Here is a 24,684-nt window from a genome sequence, read left to right as displayed (position 1 = left end):
TGCGACAAATTTTAAAGAGAGTTAAAATGCAAACAGAAGCAAAACAAAACGGCAAAAACAAGGCGCTTGGACTCGTTCTGCTCGGGCTTTGCGCTTTTTATTTTATTTGCGCGCTAGGCATTTTCGTATTGCCTTTTGACGTGCTGGCTCGCTCGTCTTTGGCGCGAGTTTTCGTAGAAGCTATGCTTAAAATTTACCCGGCCGTAGAGAGAGCTTTTACTCATACCGATTTTGCGCAAAAGGCCGCGTTTTACATCGCTTATATGGGGATTATCAAGGTCGTCACGCTTGTCGGTTTCGTAGCTGCTTGCTTGCTGTGCAGTAGTAAAGAAAATAAAGCTTACACCTTAAAGATGATAATAAAAGAAAATCCTGTAAAAAGATTTTTTCTTTCTATTTTTATCATTTTTGTGAGCAGTTTTTTTGTGTATTGGGATTTTAGCGGTTACCACATCGGCTATCGTCATCCAAGATACTCGCCTGAATATGAATGAGTACTGAAATCTCCAGGCAAGCTGTTTTGGCAGATGTGTATTGATTTTATGCTTGTAGTTTTTGTTGCGGCTTGTATATTTTACGTATCATTGCAAATTCGGTTGCTTTTTAGCAAACGCAAAAACGCCTAAATTTAGCAAATTTATCTGAAAAATTTATCGAGCAAGCCTTGTTTTGGCGTTATTATCTCAGACGGCGAGCCGTTTACGCTGTGATAGATGGCTTTGCCGTATTTCGTCGCGTAGTATTTGAGTAAATTTCGCTGTAAATTTGGCTCTGTGCTAGGCACAAACCAGCCGTTGTTAGTTACCGCGATCATGACGTCGAATTCCCCCGTAAAAAGCTCGTCTCTAGTCGCTTCGTAGCAGATCGCGTTTCTGATTTTTACGCCCTCTATCTCGTAGTCGCTAGGAGCGCTCGCCGTCTCAAAATCCTTCGCGCCGCCGAAAAATATTTTATTTATCAAATCTCGCGCAAACGCCGGTAGCGGGATCTCTTCGCCAAAAGGCACGAGGATAAATTTATCCATCCGCCACATCTTGCCTTGCTCAAAGAAAAATACCGAGTTGTAGCTCGCGCCGTTTTCTAGGGCTAGTGCGCCGGCGAGGATAGCGATCTTTTGGGATTTTTCGAGCAGCTCGGCGATGAGATTTCGCTCGTGCGTCATATAGGCAGGAAAGGCGCTCTCGGGCAAAATAACCGTCCTAAATCCCGCGCTTATCGCCTCGTCTATGACGGCTAAATTTTGATTTATAAACTCGTTTTTTAGCCGCTTTTGCCACTTTAGCTCTTGCGGGACGTCGGTGTTTGCTAGCTTTACCTCAAAAGGCAGAGTTTTAAAATTTGGCGTATCATACTGCACCGCGCAGGCTAAAAGCGCGGCAAAAGCTATAAATTTGAAGCGGTTTTTGACGTAAAACAGGCACAAAATCGCGGCGAAAATAAACGCAAGGGCGAGTAAATTTGGCGCAAACATGCCCGGCACGAAAACGGCTTCTAAATTTAACCAGTTAAAGCCGAAAGGATGGATGTTGGAAACTAAAATAAGCAGCAAAGCCTTTAGCCAAATTTGAGCCGGGATACCCGCTATCAAAAACAGCGCGCCGTAGATGATCCCGATGGCTAAAATTTCAAGCGGGATGAGGTAGCTAAGCTCGTAATAAACGAGGCTAAAGCTGATCCAGTAGAACCACAAAATCCCGATAAAAAATCCCGTCCAAAAAAAGCCGCGGCGGTCAAATTTAAGCAACAAATAAAAGCCCGCGATCGCAAAAAAAGGCGAGATAAAATTTAAAATTTCGCCGTCTAAAACGTCGGCTAGTATAAAATTTGAGATTAAAATCGCGCCGACAAAGGCTTTTATTATAATTTTAGTGCTAAAATAGGGGCTTAAAATTTTTTTTATCAAGGAACCCCATGCAAGAAGGAAATTTCGTAGCTTCATTACTGCCTCTAGTCGTGCTTTTCGCGATATTTTATTTTTTGGTTATCAGACCGCAGCAAAAACAGCAAAAAGCTCATGCCGCGATGCTAGCCGCACTCGAAAAAGGCGACAAGATCATAACTAGCGGCGGACTAATCTGCGAGGTGATAAAACCGGAAGATGATTTTATCAGAGTTAAGCTTAACGACGACGTAATCGTGCGCGTTTCACGCGAATTTATCGCGAGAAAAATAGAAAAAACAGAGACGAAAGTAAATGCGTAACGGCAAAATAACATATAGGCTGATCATCTTTGTTTTGGCTTTGATTTTGGGCATTATATTTTCCGCGCCGTCCTTTACGGACAAGCTAGGCGGCTCTAAAATCAGCCTCGGACTTGATTTGCAGGGCGGACTTCATATGCTTCTTGGCGTCGAGACCGAGGAGGCCGTACACTCAAAGATTAAGTCAATCGCCGCTAGCGTGAACTATTTTGCGAAAAAAGAGGACGTTTTGATCGATAGCTTTAAAATCCGCGAGGACAAGGTGGACTTTGAGCTGCTTGATGCGGACGAAGCCGCTAAAATCGACGGTATGCTAAAAGATATCAAAGGTCTTAACGTACAAAAAGACGGCCTAAAATACTCGGTCGGTTTAACCGATGCCGAGAAGGCCGAAACTATCGAATACGCGATAAATCAAGCGGTAGAAACGATCAGAAACCGACTCGATCAGTTCGGCCTAGCCGAGCCTACCGTAGCAAGACAGGGCAAGGATAATATCCTAGTCGAGCTTCCGGGTATCAAAACGGCTGAGGACGAGCAGCGCGCACGCGATCTCATCGCAAAAGCCGCGCACCTCCAGCTGATGGCCGTCGATGAAAAGCGCCAGTCGCAGGCAAACTCTATGAGCGAGGCCGAGGCTGAGAGCTACGGCGACATCATCTATCCGGACGTCAAAAACGAGCAGATAAAATACGTCGTAAAAAACATCCCCGTACTTGACGGAGCTATGCTAACGGACGCTAGAGTTGCCTTTGATCAGCGCACGAACTCGCCTATCATCAGCTTTACCCTAAACGCCGAGGGAGCTAGAATTTTTGGTGATTTTACCGGTGCGAACGTCGGCAAGCGCCTAGCTATCGTGCTTGACGGCAAGGTTTACTCCGCCCCTTCGATAAACGAGAGAATCGGCGGCGGAAGCGGCCAGATAAGCGGCGGATTTAGCGTCGAGGAGGCTCACGACGTAGCTATCGCGCTTAGAAGCGGCGCTCTTTTGGCTCCGGTAAAAATGCTAGAAAAACGAAGCGTGGGACCAAGCCTTGGCGCCGATAGTATAAGACAATCTATGATCGCGCTAGCCTCGGCATCGGTCTTGGTGGTACTGTTTATGATAGTTTATTACGGATTTAGCGGCATTTTGGCAAATATTGCGCTTGTCGCAAATATCTTAATATTAGTCGCCGTGATGGCGATGTTTGGCGCTGCTCTAACGCTACCTGGAATGGCCGGCATAGTGCTAACCATCGGTATGGCCGTGGATGCAAACGTCATCATAAACGAGCGTATCAGGGAGCTACTGCGCGACGGAGCCAGCATCGCAACGAGCGTGAAAAAGGGCTACGAAAATGCGATGAGTGCGATCATAGACGCAAATTTGACCACGCTTATCACGTCAGTCGTGCTTTATGCCTACGGCACCGGACCGGTTAAGGGCTTTGCCGTGACGATGGCTATCGGTATCATAGCCTCGATGATAACGGCGATTTTGGGTACTCACGGTATGTTTGATACGATTATAAATAAAATAGAAAAAAGCGGTAACACGCGGTTTTGGTTCGGTTATAAAAGGGTATAAATGCAATTTTTCTCAAAGGCACATGTTTATGATTTTATGAGCAAGCGCTACATCGCGCTAGCCGTCTCGGCCGTGCTATTTTTCGGTTCGCTTTTTTTGATGGCGACGAAAGGCTTTAATTACGGCATTGATTTTTCGGGCGGTACGCTCATCCAGGTGAAATACGATAGCGCGGTCTCGCTAGATAAAATTCGCGAGGCTTTAGCAAAAGACGAAGCCTATAAAAACGCGAGCGTTACGGAGTTTGGCTCGGCAGAAGAAGTTACTATTAGATTTTCTGGGACGAACTCAAATTTAGGCAGCGACGTCGGAGCTAGCGTAGCCGAGCTTTTAAAAGATACGGGCAAATTTGAGATCCGCCGCACCGACGTAGTGGGTCCAAAAGTCGGCGATGAGCTACGCGAAAAGGGCGTGATGGCGCTTGCGATCTCGCTTGTGGGGATTTTGATCTACATCGCGTTTAGATTCGAGTGGAGATTTGCAATGGCGGCGGTGGCTTCGGAGATTCACGACGTCGTGATTACGATGGGAGCTATCAGTCTTTTTGCTATCGACGTAAATTTAGACACTCTTGCGGCGATCCTTACGGTCGTGGGCTACTCGCTAAACGACACGATCATCGTCTTTGACCGCATCAGAGAAAATATCAAAAGCAGCAAGAGCACGCATCTTGATACGATAATAAACGAATCGGTCTCCGCGACACTAACTAGAACGATACTCACATCAGGCACCACGCTCATCACGGTAGTCGTGCTGTTTTTGTTCGGCGGAGATATGATACACGGATTTTCTTTGGCGCTGATAGTAGGCATCGTCATAGGTACGCTTAGCTCGATATTCGTTGCCGCGCCTATGCTTTTGTGGTTTAAATTTAGCGTAGAGAAATACCGCGCGACGGAGGTTGAAAAGGCGCGCGCTCAAAGAGAGAAACAAAAGCAACGAGAGATGTTTGAAAAAGGCGCTATATAAGGAGAGGCGATGAATTGGGGTAAGGTTGTTTATATTTTTTTCGCTCTCATGAGCCTAACGACGACGGCAGGATTTTTGTACGACAAAAACGAGATTGCGCTTTTTATAGCCGCGAGCGTAAATTTGATTTCGACGTTGCTAAAAATCGGCGTTAAAAATATTTTTGCCGCCGAGCTTTTCGCTAGTTCTTTAGTGGCTGATTTGCATCTTATTCCGGCGTTTGGGATACTTCAGGTAAACGGCAATGCTAATATCGCTTATTCGCTAGCTATCGGAGCTACGATCGCAAATGTTTTTTCGCTCGCCTTGGTTTTGGTCGAGTCAAGCAAAACGCAAGAAGAATTTTAGGAGTAAAAATGAGTGAAAATTTAAAATACGAGCCTGCGAAAATAGAAAAAAAATGGAGAGAGATTTGGAGCAAAAGCGGCGAATTTGAACCCAAAGACGACTATAGCCTACCTAAAAAATATATCCTAAGCATGTTTCCATACCCTAGCGGACGCATCCACATGGGGCATGTGCGAAACTACTCTATCGGAGATGCCCTAGCTCGCTACTACCGCAAAAAAGGCTATAACGTTTTGCATCCTATCGGCTTTGATAGCTTTGGTATGCCTGCGGAAAATGCGGCGATAAAGCACAAAATCCATCCTAAAATTTGGACTTACGAAAATATAGACTACATGCGCGGCGAGCTTGACGCTTTAGGACTTAGCTTTTCTAAAAAGCGCGAATTCGCGACGTCTGATCCGCTTTATACTAAATTTGAACAAGAATTTTTCATCAAAATGTATGAAAAGGGGCTAGTTTACCGAAAAAGCGCGGTAGTAAATTGGTGCGAATACGACCAAACGGTGCTTGCAAACGAACAGGTTGAAGACGGATGTTGCTGGAGATGTGGAAATGCCGTCGTCCAGCGCGAACTACCCGGCTACTACCTAAAGATAACTAGCTATGCGCAGGAGTTGCTGGACGATTTGAAAAAATTAGAGGGCAAATGGCCGTCTCAAGTACTTACGATGCAGGAAAACTGGATCGGTAAGAGCTTTGGGCTCGAGTTTAAATTTGAGCTAGACGAGGAGTCGAAGCGGATTTTAGAGGGCGACGAGCCAATAGACGGTTTTGAGGTATTTACCACGCGCCCTGATACGATTTACGGCGTTAGTTATGCAGCTTTAGCGCCTGAGCACAGGATCGTAAAAAGACTGCTTAACGCAGGCAAGTTAGAGTCTCAAAAAGCGGAAAAAATCAGAAAAATCTTAAACCAAAGCCCGCGCGAACGCCAAGCTAGCGAAAAAGACGGACTATATCTTGGCATAAACGTCTTACACCCGCTAACCGGAGAAAAAGTACCGGTTTGGGTAGCCAATTTCGTCCTAGCAGACTACGGTAGCGGCGCGGTTATGGCAGTGCCGGCTCACGACGAGCGCGACTATGAGTTTGCAAGTAAATTTGATCTGCCGATAAAGCCGGTGGTTAAGCCTACGCAGGGCGAATTTGAGGGCGGCAAGGCGCTAACTGAGTACGGAATATCTATAAATTCGCCACTCATAAACGGTCTTGGCAGCGAAGAGGCAAAACTAAAAATAATAGAAAAATTTGAAGCGGACAAGATCGGCAAACGCGTCGTAAATTTTAAAATCCGCGACTGGGGTATCTCCAGACAGCGCTACTGGGGCGCGCCGATACCGATGGTGCACTGCAAGCGCTGCGGCGTCGTGCCTGAAAAGATCGAAAATTTGCCCGTGACGCTGCCTGACGACGTACAGATAACGGGCGAGGGAAATCCGCTCGATAAACACGAGAGCTGGAAGCACGTAAAGTGCCCAAAATGCGGCGGCGAGGCTATCCGCGAGACCGATACGATGGATACGTTTTTTGAGAGTAGTTGGTATTTCGCTAGATACGCCAGCGACGAAAAAACGTGGCAGGATCGCGCGTTTGACGCTAAAAGCGTGAATTATTGGATGAACGTGGATCAGTATATCGGCGGTATCGAGCACGCGATCTTGCACCTGCTTTACGCGAGGTTTTTTCAAAAGGCGTTGCGAGACCTGGGCTACCTAAGAGACGACGAGCCGTTTGAGCGACTGCTTACTCAGGGCATGGTGCTAAAAGACGGCAAAAAAATGAGTAAAAGTAAAGGCAACGTGGTTGATCCGGACGACATCATCAACAAATACGGCGCCGATACGGCGAGGCTTTTTATCCTCTTTGCCGCGCCTCCGCAAAAAGAGCTTGAGTGGAACGATAGCGCGGTCGAGGGCGCGTTTAGGTTTTTAAACCGCTTATACGAACGAAGCGCGAATGTCAAAAAATGTACTCAAATCCCGCAGATAGCGCACGCAAATTTGAGCAAAGAAGAAAAATACGCGCGAATGAAGGTTTATGAGGCGCTTAAAAAATCAAACGACGTTTATGAGGAAAATTTTGCCTTTAACACTCTAATCGCGGCCTGCATGGAAGCCCTAAACGCCGTAAACGCGCAGGATAATGAGGACGTAACGACGGAAGCCTTTTTTATCGTTTTAAATTTGCTCGAGCCTATCGTGCCGCATATAGCAAACGAGCTTAGCGAGCAGCTATTTGGCAGAGCAAATTTTACGAAAATAGAAATCTTAAACGAGGTTTTTGAGCAAGATAGCTTAAATTTAGCTATCACGGTTAACGGCAAAAGGCGAGGCGAATTTGAGGCGTCAAGTAGCGCTAGCGACGATGAGATCATAGCTTTAGCTAAACAAAGCGCAGAGAAATGGCTCGAAGGCAAAGAAATAATCAAACAAATTTACGTAGCCGGCAAGCTCGTAAATTTCGTAATAAAAGGCTAAATTTTGAAAACTAAATTTTTACTATTTTTAACGGCTTTTATCTTGGTGGGATGCAGCTATAAGCCGGTCTCAAAGATAACTAACGACATAATGGGCGAGCGCGTTTACGTAAACGTGCTTATAAGTAAAGAAGAACCTAAAAACAGCGTTTGGATAAAAGACAGCGTGCTTGAGGGCATCGTAACTAGGCTGGGAAAACGTATAAGCGACGATAAAAATGCGCCTACGTCTATAACCGTGTCGATAAAAACGCTTAGTTATCAGCCCTTGCTTTTTGACGAGTACGGCTATGTAACGTCTTATAAGGCGATTTTGGCGTTAAATTTCGACACCAGGTTAAAAAACGGCAAGATACTATCGGTGACTACTTCGGGCGAGCATGACTTCACCGTGTCGCAAAAGATAAGAGATACTAGATTTGCCGATGGCGTCATCAGCGAAAGCGATAGATATAATGCCGTAAAACAGGCCTCTCAAGAGGCTTTTGACGAGTATATCGCTACGCTTGCCGTAAAAGGTCTAAAGCGTGGCGACTAGCGTCAATCAAGTCATAAAAGAGACTATCCAGACCATAAAAGAGCGCGGACTCGTGCTAACTCCGGATAACTACGCCGAAGTTTTTTGCCAGACGGCAAAAAAAAACGGCGTTATAGTGCCTGATTGTCAAAAGCTAGAAAAATACGTCGGTAGACTAAACGATGAATTTAAGGCGCAGCTAAAACAAAAAAACGTAAAAAGCGTGGACGAGCTTTTTGCTTTTATGGCCTCTAGGTTAAATTCTCCCAGCCTCGTCGAGTATCCAAAGCTAGTAGCCGCACTATGCGCTATGAGTAAAAAAGTACTTCAAGCAGCGGCCGCGCTACATAACAAAAGCGCAAGAAAGCTTGCAGAAGCCAGTATCGAGGCGCTAAACAGACGTACCGACGCTCAAACCGCCGACAGGATAAAAGATAAGTGGTTTGATTTTTTGACTGATTATGACGACAGCTTTTTAAAAAGGCTTAACGACTACGGGATAAAAAAAACGGATGATTTAGCGGAGATGGTCGCAGAGCTTGACGGCGCGATTAGGAGCGCTGGAAGTGCTGGAGCGTGCGAGGAGTTCGTCTCGCTTTTGACTGCTACGCTAGAGCCGTCCATCACCGATAAAATAATCGGCGATATAGATAGGATAACTAAAAATTTAAAAGACGAGCCTAGGCTGCTTGAAAGTTTAAAATTTAGAAACGATATAAAAAATTTAACCAAAAAACGCATCGAGCTGGATAAAGCTGAAATTTCAAGCAAGATAGCCGCGCTAGATAAGGTGCTAGAGGGCATAGACGGGCGAATTTTGAGGCTCATAGACAGCTCCAAGGACGGCTCTGATAAGATGGGATTTATAAGGCGCGATTTGGGTCTAATAAATTTAAGCAAAGATAGCTTTGAGGGTATCAGAGATAAGATGCTGGGTATCGCGGATATGCTTGACGGCGAGATAAGGCAACTAGGCGAGCAGATGATGAGCGATCAGCTAACGATAAAAGAGCTACAAGAAAAAATAAGCGCCCTTGAAACCCAGTTAGAAGACGCAAAAGCGCAGAGCAGAGAGGATTTTTTAACCAAGACAGCGACGAGAAAAGCGTTTGTCGAGGAGTTAGAGAGATTTGAAAACGAATATCTAAAAAACGGACTTGACTACTGCGTATGTTTTTTTGATATAGACCATTTTAAAAAGATAAACGACGCGTACGGCCACGATGCGGGCGATACCGTAATAGCTAGCGTAGCCAAAACGCTGTTAAAAGCCTCGCGAAAAGAGGATATCGTCAGCAGGTACGGCGGCGAGGAGTTTGTCGTTTTGCTACCGGGCTTAAGTTTGGAGCAAAGCGTGGAATTTGCCAGTAGAGTTAGAACTACGCTTAAAAACTCGAAATTTTTATATAAAGAAGAGCGTATTAGCGTTACGATTAGCTGCGGCGCGGCCGTACGTAGCGCGTATCAAAGCTCCGCGGCGGTACTTGAGGCTTCGGACAAGATGCTTTATGAAGCCAAGCAAAACGGCAGAGATCAGGTGATGCCTAAAATTTAATGAAACTAGAAGATTTTTTAGAAAACAAACCCCTTTTTTATAAGGAAATCAACCGCGCGCGCATGCCAAACACCTTTAAATTCGTACAAGGCGCGTTTAAAATACCAAAAATCATCCATATTATCGGTACGAACGGCAAGGGCAGCACGGGGCGATTTTTAGCGCAGATGCTCGCTCGCAACCATAGCGTCGGACACTATACGAGCCCGCATATTTTCGAGTTTCGCGAGAGATTTTGGATGAACGGCGCCGTAGCTAGCGCATCCGAGATCGAGACGGCTCACGAGAGGCTGATTAAAATTTTGCCCCCCGAGGTCGCGCGCTCGCTTTCGTATTTTGAGTACGCGACGCTGCTTTGCGCTCCGCTTTTTGAGGGGTGCGACTTTTTCGTCTGCGAGGCGGGCGTTGGAGGAGAATTTGACGCTACGAACGTATTTGACAAGCACCTTAGCCTCTTTACTCCGATCGGTTTTGACCACACGGCGCTGCTTGGCGACAAGCTAGAGCAGATCGCGACGACTAAATTTAACGCGATGGCGGACGTTGCCTTGATGAATGATGATATGAGCGAGCTTTGCGTCGGTATCGCTAGAGGGATCGCTGCCAAAAAAGGCGCGGCGTTAAAATTTGCTTCCGATAATTTAACCGCCGAGGATAAAAACGAGATCAAAATTTATGCGCAAGAATTCGGCTTGCCAGAGTTTTTGCATTCAAATTTAACCCTTAGCTCTTCTGCGTTTAAGGAGCTAGGCTTTAGCTTAAATTTAGCAAATTTAGGCGCGCTTGATCTAAATGGACGCTGCGAAAAGATCGCGCCAAACGTAACGATCGACGTCGGACACAACGAGATGGCGGCGCAGGCTCTAGCTAAAAAATTTGCGGGCAAAAAGCTAAATTTGATCTTTAACGCCTTTGCCGACAAGGACATAAAAGCCGTCCTAAAGGCGATCAAACCGGTCGTTAAAAAAACCTACATCATCGAGTATGAGACGCCCGGCCGCGAGCTTGCGACGACGCAGGTGAAAGAGGCTTTGAGGGAGCTTGATATGGAGTTTGCCTACTTTACGGACGTGCGCGCGGACGAGGAGTATCTGGCGTTTGGGTCGTTTTACCTCGTGGAAGCCTTCCTAAAAAGGTACCGCGGTGCAAAGTGAGGTTTTTGAGTATTTTTTAAACGGAGGCGATGCGCAGCTACTAGTCTGCGAGGACGACAAGGAGGCTATCGCGGCTCTTAGCGCGGCGGAATTTGCCGGGCTTAAGATCTTTAGATTGCCCGATTTTAGAGCGCGCGAGGGCGATGATCTGCGCAGCTTTAGCGCCGAGCTTTTCAAGTTATCGTCCGAGCTAGCCAAATTTTACGAATTTGAGGGCAAAAAGCTCCTTATTAGCCCCGTTTGCACGGTCCTAAACAAACTTCCGGGCAAAAAACACCTACAAAAGCTTACTTTAAATTTCGGCGATAGAATCGATCCAAAAGAGCTAGCCCAAAAACTACTGCGCTTTGGCTACGAGGCGGTGGGTATCGTGGAGAGCGAGGGCGAGTTTTGCGTACGCGGCGAGATTATAGACATTTTTTGCGTCGGCGCGCAGGAGCCAAATCGCATTTTGCTTTTTGACGGCGAGATAGAAAGCATCAGACACTACAGCACACAGACGCAAATTTCAAACAAAACCGAGCTAAAAAGCCTTGAAATTTCGCCTTTCATAGCGGCTTTAGGCGAAGCCGAATTTGAAAAAACCTCCGAAAAAATAAAAGAGATCGAGACCGACGCGCTAATCAGCGACCTAAAGACGCTTGGATTTTGGGCGATAGATGGGTTTATTGATTATACGCGAGAATTTAAAACGGTTTTAACGAAAAAATTTGACGGCTTTGAGCGCGATCTGGGCGAGGTGGCAAATTTGCCCGTATTGCCCGCGGCTAAAGTTTATAAAGACTTAAGCGTAACTTTAAACGCCGATTTTTTCGAGCTAAATAAAAATAAAAAAATCAAAGTCTTAGCGCGCAACGAGGGGCTTTTTAACGCATTAAATTTGAGCGAATATAAAAACGTAGAGTTCGTGCAAACCCAGGCTGCGTTAAATTTGGTCTCACCAGGCGAAATCATCGTATCGCTAAATAAATTTGAAAAGAAAAAGCGCGCCAAAAAACCGAGTCTAGCGATCGACGAGCTAAAGGCGGGCGACTACGTCGTGCACGAAGAGTACGGCATCGGCAAATTTACTGGGCTTGAAAAGCTAACGGTGCTAGGCAGGACGCGCGAGTTCGTTGTCATCGTTTATCAAAACGAGGACAAGTTGCTTTTGCCCGTTGAGCATCTAAATTTGATCGACAGATACGTCGCGGGTAGCGGTAGTATCGCGGTTTTAGACCGCCTAGGCAAGGCAAATTTCGCCAAGATAAAAGAAAAAGTTAGAGCCAAGCTTTTCGTTATCGCCTCAAAGATTATTTCGCTAGCCGCCCAGCGCGAACTAATCCGCGGCGAAATCATCGAAAAAGACGATGCGGAGTATCTAAATTTCTTGCAAAACGCGGGCTTTGCCTACACGAGAGATCAGGAGCGCGCATCAAGCGACATCGCAAACGATCTAAAAAGCGGCAAAGTGATGGATAGGTTGCTTAGCGGCGACGTGGGATTTGGTAAAACCGAAGTTGCTATGAACGCGATATTTAAGTGCGTAAAATCGGGCTTTCAGGCGCTATTTTTCGTGCCGACGACGCTTCTTAGCTCCCAGCATTTTAAAAGCCTAAAAGAGCGGCTGGGCAAATTTGACGTTAGCGTCTTTAAGCTCGACCGTTTCACGAGCGCGAAGGAAAAAGCGGTAGCCGTAAAGGCGCTGGAGACAGGACAGCCTTGCGTTTGCGTGGGTACGCACTCGCTTTTGTCGGTTAAGCCCTCAAATTTAGGCCTCATCATCATCGACGAAGAGCATAAATTCGGCGTAAAACAAAAGGAAAAACTAAAAGAGATTTCAAGCGCCTCGCACGTGCTATCTATGAGCGCGACTCCGATACCGCGCAGCCTAAATATGGCGCTTTCAAGCGTCAAGGGCTACTCCGTATTGCAAACTCCGCCAAGCTCGCGCCTAGACGTGCGAACTAGCGTGCGCGAGTGGGACGAAAAGGCGATAAAAGAGGCCGTAATGCGCGAACTGCGCCGCGGCGGGCAAATTTTTTATATCCACAACCACATCGCCACGATGCCTCAGGCAAAAAAGCAAATTTTAGACATCATGCCAAATTTACGCATCCTCACGCTGCACTCCAAAATAGACGCTAAAACGACCGAAGAGGAGATGATGAAGTTTGAAAACGGCGAATACGACGTGCTGCTAAGCACTAGCATCGTAGAAAGCGGTATCCACCTGCCAAACGTAAATACCATCATCATCGAGGGAGCGAATAAATTCGGCATCGCAGACCTACATCAGCTACGCGGACGCGTCGGCAGAAGCGACAAGCAGGCGTATTGCTACTTCCTAGTCGAAGACAAAAACGCTCTAAGCGAGGACGCGCTAAAACGCCTAGTCGCGCTTGAGAGCAACTCGTTTTTGGGCTCGGGCAGCGTGCTGGCGTATCACGATCTGGAAATCAGAGGCGGCGGCAACCTAGTGGGCGAAGCTCAAAGCGGCCATATCGAGGCGATCGGCTACTCGCTCTACATCAAGATGCTGGAAGAAGAGATAAATAAACTACTAAATAAAGAGAGCTTTGAGAGCGCGAAAATCGACCTAAAGCTTAGCATAAACGCGTTTTTAAACTCGGAGTTTATCGGCGAGGATAGGCTGCGCCTAGAGCTATATAGACGGCTTAGCAAGTGCAAAGAGGTTGCCGAGGTTTACGAGATAGAAGGCGAGATCGAGGATAGATTCGGCAAGCCCGACATCTACACCAAGCAGTTTTTAAGCCTCATTATAATTAAAATTTTAGCGATAAAAGCTGGCTTTAAAGCTATCTCAAACGCCGAGCAAAATATCGTGCTAACCGCGCAAAACGGCGAACAAACCAGACTAAGATCAAAGAGCAAAGACGATGACGACGTAATAGAGGAGATATTGATCTATCTTAGAAAACTAAATAAAGGACGGGCGGAAAAATGATAGACTGGAACACAACTGCCGCAGCGATTTATCGGCGCAAATTCGGCGCTTTAAAGGGCGTAACGGACGTTGATTTTACGCAGCTTGAGGGGCTTGTGGGGATCGAAAAACAAAAAGAAGAGCTCGTAGAAAATACGCGTAAATTTTTAGAAGGCGAGGGCGCTAATCACGCGATACTCTGGGGCGCGCGAGGCTGCGGTAAAAGTAGCTTGGTTAAGGCCGTTTTTACTAAATTTTATCCCGAAGGCCTTCGGTTAATCGAGCTAAAAAACGACGAGCTAGAGATGATACCCGAGATCATTTACGAGATCAGGGATAGCAGTTTTAAATTTATCATTTTTTGCGACGATCTTAGCTTTGAGACGGGCGATAGGAGCTATAAATTTTTAAAACCAGTGCTTGAAGGCTCGATCGAAAAAGCGCCTAAAAACGTGCTAGTCTACGCCACCTCAAACCGCCGCCATCTCATCAGCGAGCTAAAAAGCGACAACGAAGGCACCAGAGTCTGCGAGACGGAGCTGCACTATAGTGACGCGGTCGAGGAAAAGATCGCGCTTAGCGATAGATTCGGGCTTTGGCTTAGCTTTTATCAGGGTAGTTTTGCGGACTATCTAAAGATAGTTGATTTTTATTTTAAAGATTTCGTAGGCGACAGAGCGATGCTTCACGAGCTAGCAAAGCAATACACCCAGCTACGCGCGAGCCGCTCTGGACGCACGGCAAGGCAGTTTTATCTAAGCTATAAAGATAAAATTTGATGGCAAATTTAACTAAAGTGGGCTTTGTGGGCGACATCGTCGGACGCGCGGGAAGAAGCGCGGTTATACAAAATTTGCCCAAATTTAAGCGGGAATTTAAGCTTGACTTTATCGTCGCAAACGCCGAAAACGCAAGCGGAGGCTTCGGTCTAACCACCACAAACGCGCACGAGCTGCTAGAGTGCGGAATCGATGCGATCACGGGCGGCAACCATAGCTTTGATAAAAAAGACGTAGTCGCGCTGATGGACGCCCTGCCTATCATCCGCCCGTATAATCACTTCGCCGGAACCGCTGGGCGCGGCGCGATAAATTTGAGTAAAGATGGCAAGAGTCTAAGCGTGGTAAATTTGATGGGACACTACGGCTTGCCGCATACGAACAACGCCTTTTTAGAGGCCGAGCGCGCGTTAGATGAGTGCGAGAGCGAAAATATCCTCATAGACTTTCACGCCGAGGCCACGAGCGAGAAAAATGCCTTTTTTAGGCTGTTTTGCGGGCGAGTGGGAGCCATAGCCGGCACTCACACGCACGTTGGCACCGATGATTTACAAATAGTTAGCGGCACTGCTTATGTCAGCGACGTCGGGCTTAGCGGGGCGTTTGACGGCGTCATCGGCATGGACGCGGAAGCGCCGGTGAAGAGCTTTTTAACGGGGCTCAAGCACTCGTTTAAGGTAAATGAAAAATGCAGGCGGATTTTTCAAATGGTCGTGTTTGAATTTGACGGCGGGCGCTGCACGGATGCCTTTAAGATCCGCGTCATAGACGGAGTTGGCGAGCCTTTGGTGCAGCCAGCGGTGAAGCTTTAGCGTGAAAACCAAGCGTAAATTTATGCAACCGAGTGCGGATTTTAGGCTATTTTTGGCCGTGCTTTGCGTAGGGTTTGCCGCAGGCGCGGGCGCTGCGGCGCTAACCGAGGTCATACATTTTGCCGAGTTTTTAGCATTTGGTCGCGCAAAGAGCGACTTTGTCGTCACCCCTGATCAAACTAGCGCATTTAGGCGTTTTGCGGCGGTTTTAGCTTGCGGGGCGATTGCTAGCATAGGTTGGTACTTTTTGCATAAATTTAAACCGTTTTTAAGCGCCGGCGAGATAATAGAGGGCAAAAATCCTTCGTTTGCGTCAAATTTAGCTCATGCGTTTTTGCAGGTTTTTACCGTAGGTCTGGGCGCTCCGATCGGCAAAGAAGTCGCTCCGCGCGAGCTTGGCGCGCTGTTTGCGTCAAAAATTTGCGCCTTTTTCGCTCTTGATGCGGCTTGGTGCCGCACTCTTGCGGCTTGCGGGGCCGCAGCTGGGCTTGGCGCGGTTTATAACGTACCCTTTGCCGGAGCGATTTTCGCGCTTGAGATTTTGTTAAAAAGATTTGATAAAAGGGCGGCTTTGGCGGCATTTGGCGTCTGCGCGGTCGCTGATTTTACGGCGAATTTTAGCGTGCCCCGCGAGGCTCTTTACGTCGTTAGCGACTTTAAATCAACGCCTGCAAACCTTGCGCTAGCCGCATTTGTAGGCGTTATAGTCGGCATGACGGCTAAATTTTATCAAGCAGGCGTCGCTAGAGCCGAAGCAAACCGCATAAAAGACGGTAAAATTTTGATATTTTTACCGCTTGCTTTTGCGGTTACGGCGCTTGCGGGCGCGTTTTTACCAGAAATTTTAGGTAACGGTCAAGCTGCGGCGCAAACGGCTTTTAGCGAACAAATTTCAGCCCTTTATGCGCTTGGTTTGCTAACGGTAAAGGGCGTTTGCGTACTTGCGCTTTTAAAATGCGGCGCATACGGCGGTACTCTTACGCCCAGTTTCTCGCTAGGCGCGCTTTTAGGGCTTTGTTTAGGTCTTACGGCGGCGAATTTCGCGCAGGTAAATTTAAGCGCGGCGGCTCTTTGCGGAGCGGCGGCGTTTTTGGCGATAAATTTAGACGCGCCCTTTACGGCATTTGCGCTGGCTGCGGGCTTTTGCGATATAAATCTAAGCGCCGCTACGGCCGTAATGCTAAGTATCGCTTGCGCAATGGGCGCTAGAAATCTGCTCTCAAAATAAAAAGGAAAAATATGGATAGCACGCAGCTTTTTTTGGCGCTAAAAAACGCGGGCGTAAAGGCTGACGCAGACGGCCCATTTTGGTGGCCGGGAGCCGGGACTTTTGAAGTCGTAGTCGGCGCCGTCTTGATACAAAACACCAACTGGAAAAACGCCGATAAAGCGCTAAATAATCTAAAAAACGCAAATTTGATGAGCCTTGAGGGCATCGTAAAAACTCCCGCAGCTGAGCTTGCCTTGCTCATAAAGCCAAGCGGCTTTTACAACACCAAAGCAAAACGCCTAAAAACGCTTTGCGAGGCGATTTTTAAAAGATTCGGAGATTTTGAAAATTTCAAAGAAAACGTTAGCCGCGAGTGGCTGCTAGGTATCAAAGGCATCGGCGCGGAGAGCTGCGACGCGGTGCTTTGCTATGCGTGTGGGCGCGAGGTGATGGTCGTAGATAGCTACGCTTTGCGGATTTTGAGCTTTTTGGGGTATGAGTTTGAAAGCTACGAAGAGGCGCGCGAGTGGCTAGAGGCCGTAGATAGCGAGCAAATCTGCGAGGCGTACGGACGCGAGCTAGAGATGAATGAAATTTACGCCAAATTTCACGGCAAGATAGTGGAGTTTTGTAAGGTGCATTTTAACGGCAAGAAGCTGGACGAAGCGGGAGAGAAAATATTAAAAAATCTCGCATAATTAAATATTTTTTATATAAATATTTTAGTTGTATTTATTAAATTTAGATATTATTACGCAATTTTTAACAAGGAGTCAAAAATGGTATATGAAAATATAATTCACACCGTCGGCAAAACGCCCGTAGTTAAAATAAATAGCGTGCATGAAGAGGGCATGGCTGAAATTTACGCAAAGCTCGAATTTTTTAATCCGGGCGGATCGGTAAAAGATAGAATCGCCGCAAGTATGATCCTTGGAATGCAAAAAGAGGGCACTCTAAAAAAAGGCGACGTCATCGTAGAGCCTACCAGCGGCAACACCGGTATCGGCGTAGCTATGACGGGCGCGGCTTTAGGCTTTAAAGTAGTGCTAGTAATGCCTGAAACCATGAGTATCGAAAGACGCAAGCTGCAAGCGGCATTTGGCGCGGAGTTTGTTCTAACCGAGGGCGCAAAGGGCATGAAAGGCGCGATCGAAAAGGCAAACGAACTCGTACGTGAAAAAGGCTACGTCATGCTAAGTCAGTTTGAGAATAAATTTAACCCGCAGGCTCACGAGCTAACGACGGCAAAAGAGATAATAGACGACTTTAAGGAGCTTGACGCTTTTGTTTCCGGCGTAGGTACAGGCGGTACGCTAAGCGGCGTAGCTAAAGCGCTAAAGGCAAACGGATATAACACCAAAATCATAGCCGTCGAACCAAACGACTCTGCCGTGATTTCGGGCGAAAAACCGGGACCGCACAAGATCCAAGGCATAGGCGCTGGCTTTATCCCGGCTACTCTTGATACCTCTTATATCGACGAGATAGAGCGCGTGGAAAACGACGAGGCTTTTGACGCCGCTAGGAAGCTGGCAAAAGAAGAGGGCGTATTGCTAGGCATTTCAGGCGGCGCGGCTTTGGCTGCGGCGATAAAGGTCGCAAAGAGGCTGGGCAAGGGCAAAAAGGTGCTTTTCGTAGCTCCCGATAACGGCGAGAGATACCTTAGCACCGCGCTTTACGAGGCGTGAGTTGGGCTTTATCGCTGAGCTAAACGAGCTAGTCGCGACCGTACGCGAGAAAGACCCCTCGGTGGCCTCGTGCTGCTACGGGGCCATTCTCATAAACACTCCGGGCATCCACGCCGTCGTTTTTCATAGAGTAGCGCACTTTTTGTATGTTAAAAATTTACGTTTTTTAGCGCGTTTCGTCTCGCAAATTTCGCGATTTTTAACGGGCATCGAGATACATCCTGGCGCTAAGATCGGCAGGCGGCTTTTTATCGATCACGGCATGGGCGTGGTTATCGGCGAGACTGCGGAGGTGGGCGATGACGTGCTGATATATCATCAAGTGACGTTAGGCGGCACGGGTAAGGAACGCTGCAAGCGCCATCCGACCGTAAAAAACGGCGTCACGATAGCAGCCGGCGCAAAAGTGCTGGGAAATATCCTAATCGGCGAAAACGCCAAAATCGGCGCAAACTCCGTCGTACTAAAAAACGTGCCGGATAACGCTACGGTCGTAGGCATCCCCGCTAGGATAGTACGCATAAACGGCGAGCGAGTCGGCGAGTAGATAAATTTGCCCTAGTTGGTAATTTTTATAATCCCGCTCATTTTTTAGTTTAATCTTAAAGTTTAAAAATTAAATTTCGCTTTTCATCCTAAATTTATAGCATTTCATGACCTTTTATTTTGCATCCTTTTATGCGCGTTTATGCCGTATTTTTGGCGCGGCGGCTAGTCGTTTTTTTATTCGTAAGAAAAATCGTTTTTGCGCCCTAAAACCGTTTTTAGGCTTGCGGTATGCTAAGATAAGCTCATCGCGCCGGTAGGCTTGGCTAAATTTTAAGACAGCGCCGATCGCCGTTTGGTTTGATAAGCGTAAATTTTTATAAAATTAGCGAGCTCGTTTTTGATTTTAGCAGACGGCAAGGGCGTTTAGAAGCGGAGCGTTTTTGAGCGATAAAATTTGCGAGAATGATTATAGCCGGTAGTTTTTGCTATATAAATTCGGATTTTATTTGCTTTAGGCATCCTGCCAAGCAAAAATTTCTCGTGCTATTAAAATTTGGGCAAAAAGGCTTGCTAAATTTAATCAAATTTTACCGCCTGATTTTATTCGTCGTTTAAAAATTAGGCATTGCATCAAGTACCTGCAAGTATACGGTTTTGTTTGGGCGGAGATTTTATTGCTAGAGCGGTAAATTCCGCCTTGCTTGCAGCTTGCGGGATTTATCTAGTCGGCGAAAAATATCGTTTTAGAAAATGCTAATTTCCCGAGTTTTTGCCGACGTAAATTTTGCCTTACGGACTTTTTTGTCGCGATTAAATTTAAAGCCGTTTTGCCGGTTATTATCAAATTTAATGGACTTTAGCATAAAAACGTATCAAAACCGAGTTTTTAAGCCGAGGCTTTACGCGCAAAATTTCGCGTTTTTCGGTTTTACGGATTGTCGTCCGTGAGATGCGGCAAGCTTGGAGTTTGAGTTTTTAGTCGCTTTATCGTTTTAGCCGATTTACTAAATTCTATTAGATCCTCGACCGTTTTTACCTCGCTAGGAAGTTTTTGCAGTGAATATTTAAAAATTTCAGCCGCCGCGATAGCGTCGTTAAGGGCTCTGTGATGGGCATTATTTATGCCTAAAATCTCTTTTAGCGTACCTAGGCCGTATTTTGGCGAGGCTATAGTGCGGCGGGCTAGGTCGATCGTGCAGAGTTTGCGGTTTAGTAGCTCTCCGTATCCTAGCGCCTCCAGCGTCGCGCTGATAAAGCCGTAGTCAAAGCGAGCGTTGTGTGCCACAAAAACGCTCTGACCCAAAAAGACCTTAAACTGCTCCATGACAAAGGCAAGGCTTGGCGCGTTTTTTAGGTGTTCTGCGGTGATACCCGTTAGTTCGCTGATATTTTCAGGGACGTAGGGTGCGTGCACGAAGGTTTCAAATTTGCCGATTGTTTCGCCGTTTTGTAGCTTTAGCGCGCCGATTTCGATGATCTGGCCGCTATTTATACCGCCGCTAGTTTCTATATCTACGACGCAAAAAATTTGATCTTTTATCTCTTTGCGGCGAGTTTTTAGCTCGATTTGGTTTTTTGCGGTGCGGGTTATGTCAAGCCCCAGCGCGCGCCACATCTGCACGTCGCGAACGTCGAAAAGCTCGGCGTATTCGTCCATTTGCTTGGTTGCGGCGACGAAGTCGGCGTAGGGCATGTTTCGCTTAGCGATTATGGCTAGTAAATTTTCAAAATCTTGGTTCAAAACTCGAGCTTTAGCGAGCGGATAGAGTGCTCGTATGAATTTGACGAAAATATATAACTGCCCGCCACCACGATATCCACGCCCGCTTCATCGAGCTGCGCGACGTTTAGTCCCGTCACGCCGCCGTCGACTTCGATCATGCATTTAGCATTTTTGCGCTCGATCATTTCGCGCAAATTGCGGGCTTTTTCGAGCACCGAAGGGATAAACTTTTGACCGCCGAACCCTGGATTTACGCTCATTAGCAGCACCATATCGACCTCGTTTACGATGTGCTCGATCGCCCAGATCGGAGTATGCGGATTTAGCACGATAGCAGGCCCGACTCCGTGGCTACGGATGTGATCTATTAGGCGTAGCGGATGTTTTTCTTCCTCGATGTGAAAGCTTAAAAATTTAGGCTTCAGAGGCAAAAAAAGATCGGCAAAAAAGGTGTTGTTTTGAACCATCAGATGTATATCCAGCGGCTTTGTAGCGGCCTTTGCTACGGCGTTTACTACGACGGGGCCGATGGTTAAATTTGGCACGAAATGCCCGTCCATCACGTCAACATGTACAAGATCGGCTCCGGCTTCGCAGATGGCCTCGATCTCGGCCCTTAAATTTCCAAAATCCGCCGATAAAATACTAGGCGCTACATACATCTTTTATCCTTTATTTACTTAGAAAAAATATCGCATCCGAGCCGTCTATATCAAGCCGTACCAAGACGCCTCGGTTTTTATTGTTTTCGTCTTGAGTTACCTCTAAAATATGCGGCAGGGTAAAGCTCACGGTTATGGCCTGCCTAGCTAGCTGCGATTCGATACGGTCGCAAATGACGCTTAGCAGATCGGCATACGCTTGAGATAGGCTTAAATTTTCGCTATTTTGAAGTAAAATTTTACACATCTTTTTGATATCGTTTTTTTGTAGGCAGAGGATAAATTTAGCCTCCAGATCGCCGTAAAATGCAACCGAGCCGATATTAAATTTACCCTCTTGGCAGCTAAAACGCTCTATGGCGGTGCTTATTTTCGTAACCGTAGAACCGGACATTGAGGCTAGAGTGTCCGTTACCGTCGCTAAAAGGCTCGGCAAGGCGTTTATGATATCTTTAGTAAGATTTTTGGGTCTTTCTTCCCCGGAGCCGCCTCCGCCCGCGATAGTACCGTCGTCTTCGTAAAATTCGCCAAGGCTTTTATAAACCAAGATGCCGTAGTCCTCAAGGTCGTTTTTTAGGACTTGGGACGTGCTGGCTAGTTTTAGGCCGCATACGACGATAGCAGCTCCATACTCGGCGCAGACGGTAGAGAGCTTGGCTAAAAAAGATACTCCGTGGATATTTATCGAGCTTGATTTACTCATATCAAAGACAAAAAATTTAAAGCCTATTTTTAATGAATTATTAAACGTCTTTTGGTCAAAATTATTTATGAAAGCCGAGTCGATAAAGCCCTCTAATTCGTATATGACGACATTTTCTTTGAGCGTGGTTTTTATGTCTTTTTTACTTGATTTTATCTGCGTGAGATAGACCGAGTACTCAAAGTTTTTATGAAGGCTTTTAAATTCTTTTAAATCCTTAGCTATTGTCGGGATATAGCCGGTACCCGAGAGCTTAAGGGCGATTTGGCGTTTTTGGTCGGCATCGTCGTTAAAAACTATGATGCGTCTATTTGCGTATTCGGGTTTAAACTCTCCCCAAAATAGCGCCGCTACGTTTGCGGTCTCGAAAAAAGATAAATTCGTCATGCCCTTTGACATTCTTTTGAGAGCTTTAAATTTAACTTCGTTATAGTCGCAAAAGCCTACGCTAGCGCCGTTAAATGCGGCTAGCTTTAAAACGGCTTCAAGGATTAGATTAAAACCGATTTTATTAAAATAAACGGCGTTTTTAAGGGATATTAATATGTAGCGAGGGGATTTTTGGCGAATAGAATTTATATTTTTTTCGCTGATTTCATACTTAGATACGTCTCCGTCAAGAAAGCCCAGAGGATAAAAAATGGCCGTATCGTCTTTAAATTTTAATCTCATAAAACGCCTAGAAATTTCCCGATTTATAGCAGGGCTTAAATTTGCCCGCAGATCTCGCAAAATAAAATATGTTTAAATTTTATTATTTTATCCTTTTTATCCATAATTTTAGTTTAAAACACTGCACTCGCGTAAAAACCGACCGGAGCATTTAAGTTAATATTTTGCTTATTTTAGATAAAATCAGGAAAAATTTTTAATTTTAAGGAAATAAAATGTCAAGAGTATGTGCAATAACAGGCAAAGGTCCGATGGTAGGCAACAACGTTAGCCACGCCAAAAACAGAACTAAAAGAAGGTTTTTACCAAACCTACGAACTATCCGCGTAACGCTAGAGGACGGCACTACGAGAAAGATCAAGGTAGCTGCTTCTACGCTAAGAACTATGAGAAAACAGTCACGCTAAATTTACCGCAAATTTGAGGAGTTGTCTTTGTTTAAAAAGATTTTAAAATTCCTCAACTGGTCGAGTTCTGCCAAACCTCAAATCAATCTCAATACCGAACTCTACGAACAACTTCGCCCGTTTCGCCTACCGCTCATCTTAGTCGTTTTGATGATGACGATCGGCGCTATGGGTTATGTCGCGATTGACGGCTTTAGCCTATCTGACGCGATATATCAGGCGGGTATGACTTTTACGACCGTCGGATTTACCGAGGTTGCGCCTATTTCCCCGGCTGGACGGCTTTTTACCATCACGTTTATTTTACTCGGTTTTGCCGTTTTTACGTTTTCTACGGGTTTGATGCTCGAGGTTTTAAAAAAAGGCGCGCTCGTAGCGATCATAAAGGAGAGACGAATGCTATATAAGATCGCAAGGTTAAAAAACCACTTTGTTATCTGCTATCACAACCAATACACACTAGAGCTAAGCCGAGAATTTAGAGAAAATCACATCCCCTTCGTCGTCATCGACCCGCGCGAAGATCTGCCCGAGATCGCAGAAAAAAATAAGTATCCATACTACATCGTCTCTCAGCCCCACACGCAAACCGCGCTTTTAAAGACGCATTTTTCAAGCGCAAAAGGTATGATCACGCTAAGCTCTAATATCGCCGACAATATCGCGCTTATCGCGACCGTAAGGCTTTTTGAAAAAGAGATCGGACGTAAAAAGCCCTATTTTATAATGACGAACTCCGACAACCAAGACGATACCGAACGCCTAAAAAAGCTCGGTGCAAATAGCGTCGTGAGCCCATCAAAGCTAGTCGCCCAGCGCCTTAGTGCGATGAGCGTGCGTCCGGATATGGAAAATTTGCTCGAGCAGTTTTTGTATAAGCAAGACTCGCCGATCGACATCGAGGAGATCCTGGTTCCCGACTACTCATGGGTGCGCTTTAAACGCCTAAAAGAAACAAATCTACGAAACATAACAAACGCCGACGTCGTAGGTATCAAAGACGTGAATAACAAATTTATCCCGATGCCAAAGGGCGATACGCTAATCGGTACGGGTACGAAGCTACTAGTCATCGGCACTGGCGAGTCGATACGCCTAACCAAACGAGTCATAAAAAGTAGACATAAGCCAGAAGAGCTAAAATACGTCTAAAATTTGAGACGATTTATGCGTATTTTAATTTTTATTTTTGCCTAGATAGCCGTAAATTTAACGCTAAAATCAAGGATCGATCCGATCTTTTACTCAAATTTAAATTTTACAAAAGCATCTTTTGTATTTGGATAGCGTAAAAATTTAAGCTATTTAGAAGCGAAACCAAACTGCCGTAAATTTTAGGGAATGCTCCGAATTTGACGCTTTTTTTAACCCTCTCTTAAAATAATATTCGCTAAAATTAAATCAAACTTTAATTAAAGGAGCAAAGATGTTTCACGAGGATAGAGAGCTTATAACCAAGCTAAAAGGTACAAATGCGCACTTTACATCGCTTTTTGATAAGCACAATGACCTGGACGAAAAGATCGCCGAAATGCAAAAAGGCAACTTCTACAACGATGCCGAAGTAGATGCTTTAAAGCGCGAGAAACTGAGACTAAAAGACGAAATTTACGCCTTTTTAGCCGAGTATAAAAAAGAAAATAATCTTTGACTTGTCCGCGGCGGACTATTTGCTCCGCCGTTTTCTACCTCAAATTCTCTCAAATTTTCATCTTTGATAGTTGTAAATCGCGCTAAATTTAATTCAAAACAAGAATGCAAAATCGCTACAAAAATATCAAATTTGACGCAAAGCCGTAAATTTTGTTTT

At 46.0% G+C, this 24,684-nt stretch carries 23 protein-coding genes; 19 read left to right on the top strand and 4 right to left on the bottom strand.

What is annotated here, in order from left to right; all coding sequences use genetic code 11:
* The first annotated feature begins 26 nt into the window (after positions 1–26).
* The gene (locus tag Q0218_RS06110) at positions 27–494 is read left to right on the top strand and encodes a hypothetical protein (protein ID WP_297967536.1); all 468 of its coding nucleotides are present in this window, start codon (positions 27–29) and stop codon (positions 492–494) included.
* 143 nt (positions 495–637) lie between these two features.
* Here Q0218_RS06110 and Q0218_RS06105 read toward each other — a convergent pair whose 3' ends face one another.
* Positions 638–1,939: an apolipoprotein N-acyltransferase gene (locus Q0218_RS06105; RefSeq protein ID WP_297967533.1), complete on the bottom strand. Its 1,302-nt coding sequence runs from the start codon at positions 1,937–1,939 to the stop codon at positions 638–640.
* On the opposite strand from Q0218_RS06105, the gene yajC reads away from it, so the two are divergent.
* The 15 genes from yajC (at position 1,912) to cysE (ending at position 18,765) form a co-directional block, all read left to right on the top strand.
* Positions 1,912–2,202 carry a preprotein translocase subunit YajC gene (gene yajC, locus Q0218_RS06100; RefSeq protein ID WP_297967531.1) on the top strand — a complete coding sequence of 97 codons (291 nt, stop codon included), beginning with the start codon at positions 1,912–1,914 and terminating at the stop codon, positions 2,200–2,202. The genes Q0218_RS06105 and yajC overlap by 28 nt on opposite strands.
* Entirely contained in the window at positions 2,195–3,775 is a 1,581-nt protein-coding gene (gene secD / locus Q0218_RS06095) for a protein translocase subunit SecD (protein WP_297967529.1), read from the top strand. The genes yajC and secD overlap by 8 nt, the downstream gene beginning before the upstream one ends.
* Positions 3,776–4,747 carry a protein translocase subunit SecF gene (secF, locus tag Q0218_RS06090; RefSeq protein ID WP_297967526.1) on the top strand — a complete coding sequence of 324 codons (972 nt, stop codon included), beginning with the start codon at positions 3,776–3,778 and terminating at the stop codon, positions 4,745–4,747. It begins immediately after the preceding gene.
* Positions 4,748–4,756: 9 nt separating this feature from the next.
* On the top strand, positions 4,757–5,095 hold the full coding sequence (locus Q0218_RS06085; RefSeq protein ID WP_297967523.1) for a DUF6394 family protein: 339 nt from the start codon (positions 4,757–4,759) through the stop codon (positions 5,093–5,095).
* An 8-nt stretch (positions 5,096–5,103) separates the two neighbouring features.
* On the top strand, positions 5,104–7,575 hold the full coding sequence (gene leuS, locus Q0218_RS06080; protein WP_297967520.1) for a leucine--tRNA ligase: 2,472 nt from the start codon (positions 5,104–5,106) through the stop codon (positions 7,573–7,575).
* A gap of 3 nt (positions 7,576–7,578) precedes the next feature.
* Complete coding sequence (locus tag Q0218_RS06075; protein WP_297967518.1) at positions 7,579–8,112, top strand: penicillin-binding protein; 534 nt, start codon at positions 7,579–7,581, stop codon at positions 8,110–8,112.
* On the top strand, positions 8,102–9,646 hold the full coding sequence (locus Q0218_RS06070) for a diguanylate cyclase (RefSeq protein ID WP_297967515.1): 1,545 nt from the start codon (positions 8,102–8,104) through the stop codon (positions 9,644–9,646). The genes Q0218_RS06075 and Q0218_RS06070 overlap by 11 nt, the downstream gene beginning before the upstream one ends.
* On the top strand, positions 9,646–10,800 hold the full coding sequence (locus Q0218_RS06065; RefSeq protein ID WP_297967512.1) for a bifunctional folylpolyglutamate synthase/dihydrofolate synthase: 1,155 nt from the start codon (positions 9,646–9,648) through the stop codon (positions 10,798–10,800). The genes Q0218_RS06070 and Q0218_RS06065 overlap by 1 nt, the downstream gene beginning before the upstream one ends.
* Positions 10,790–13,747, top strand: a complete 2,958-nt coding sequence (gene mfd / locus Q0218_RS06060; protein WP_297967510.1) for a transcription-repair coupling factor — start codon at positions 10,790–10,792, stop codon at positions 13,745–13,747. Before Q0218_RS06065 ends, mfd begins: the two co-directional genes overlap by 11 nt.
* Positions 13,744–14,505 (top strand): ATP-binding protein, encoded by a 762-nt coding sequence (locus Q0218_RS06055; protein ID WP_297967507.1) that lies wholly within the window; start codon positions 13,744–13,746, stop codon positions 14,503–14,505. The genes mfd and Q0218_RS06055 overlap by 4 nt, the downstream gene beginning before the upstream one ends.
* A complete protein-coding gene (locus tag Q0218_RS06050) occupies positions 14,505–15,317 on the top strand; it encodes a TIGR00282 family metallophosphoesterase (RefSeq protein ID WP_297967504.1) in 813 nt (270 codons plus the stop codon). The genes Q0218_RS06055 and Q0218_RS06050 overlap by 1 nt, the downstream gene beginning before the upstream one ends.
* Before the next feature lies 1 nt (position 15,318).
* Positions 15,319–16,545: a chloride channel protein gene (locus Q0218_RS06045; RefSeq protein WP_297967500.1), complete on the top strand. Its 1,227-nt coding sequence runs from the start codon at positions 15,319–15,321 to the stop codon at positions 16,543–16,545.
* Between the two features lie 11 nt (positions 16,546–16,556).
* Complete coding sequence (locus Q0218_RS06040) at positions 16,557–17,225, top strand: 3-methyladenine DNA glycosylase (protein ID WP_297967497.1); 669 nt, start codon at positions 16,557–16,559, stop codon at positions 17,223–17,225.
* A gap of 81 nt (positions 17,226–17,306) precedes the next feature.
* Positions 17,307–18,218 (top strand): cysteine synthase A, encoded by a 912-nt coding sequence (gene cysK / locus Q0218_RS06035; protein ID WP_297967494.1) that lies wholly within the window; start codon positions 17,307–17,309, stop codon positions 18,216–18,218.
* Between the two features lies 1 nt (position 18,219).
* On the top strand, positions 18,220–18,765 hold the full coding sequence (cysE, locus tag Q0218_RS06030) for a serine O-acetyltransferase (protein WP_297967492.1): 546 nt from the start codon (positions 18,220–18,222) through the stop codon (positions 18,763–18,765).
* An 870-nt stretch (positions 18,766–19,635) separates the two neighbouring features.
* On the opposite strand, the gene Q0218_RS06025 is transcribed toward cysE, so the two are convergent.
* Genes Q0218_RS06025 through Q0218_RS06015 form a run of 3 tightly spaced genes read right to left on the bottom strand, consistent with a single transcriptional unit; the run spans position 19,636 to position 22,467 of the window.
* Complete coding sequence (locus Q0218_RS06025) at positions 19,636–20,448, bottom strand: 3'-5' exonuclease (RefSeq protein ID WP_297967489.1); 813 nt, start codon at positions 20,446–20,448, stop codon at positions 19,636–19,638.
* The gene (rpe, locus tag Q0218_RS06020; protein ID WP_297967486.1) at positions 20,445–21,092 is read right to left on the bottom strand and encodes a ribulose-phosphate 3-epimerase; all 648 of its coding nucleotides are present in this window, start codon (positions 21,090–21,092) and stop codon (positions 20,445–20,447) included. The genes Q0218_RS06025 and rpe overlap by 4 nt, the downstream gene beginning before the upstream one ends.
* Before the next feature lie 10 nt (positions 21,093–21,102).
* Positions 21,103–22,467, bottom strand: coding sequence for an STAS domain-containing protein (locus Q0218_RS06015; protein ID WP_297967484.1), 1,365 nt, complete (start codon positions 22,465–22,467; stop codon positions 21,103–21,105).
* A 215-nt stretch (positions 22,468–22,682) separates the two neighbouring features.
* On the opposite strand from Q0218_RS06015, the gene rpmB reads away from it, so the two are divergent.
* The 3 genes from rpmB to Q0218_RS06000 all read left to right on the top strand — a co-directional run bounded on the left by rpmB (position 22,683) and on the right by Q0218_RS06000 (position 24,525).
* Positions 22,683–22,874: a 50S ribosomal protein L28 gene (gene rpmB, locus Q0218_RS06010; RefSeq protein ID WP_002945979.1), complete on the top strand. Its 192-nt coding sequence runs from the start codon at positions 22,683–22,685 to the stop codon at positions 22,872–22,874.
* Positions 22,875–22,895: 21 nt separating this feature from the next.
* A complete protein-coding gene (locus Q0218_RS06005; protein ID WP_297967480.1) occupies positions 22,896–24,026 on the top strand; it encodes a potassium channel protein in 1,131 nt (376 codons plus the stop codon).
* Between the two features lie 274 nt (positions 24,027–24,300).
* Positions 24,301–24,525, top strand: coding sequence for a YdcH family protein (locus tag Q0218_RS06000; RefSeq protein WP_297967478.1), 225 nt, complete (start codon positions 24,301–24,303; stop codon positions 24,523–24,525).
* The last annotated feature ends 159 nt before the right edge of the window (positions 24,526–24,684 follow it).

This window comes from uncultured Campylobacter sp., from assembly GCF_938039245.1.
Taxonomy (GTDB): Bacteria; Campylobacterota; Campylobacteria; order Campylobacterales; family Campylobacteraceae; genus Campylobacter_A.
This window is presented reverse-complemented; position numbering and strand designations above follow the sequence as displayed.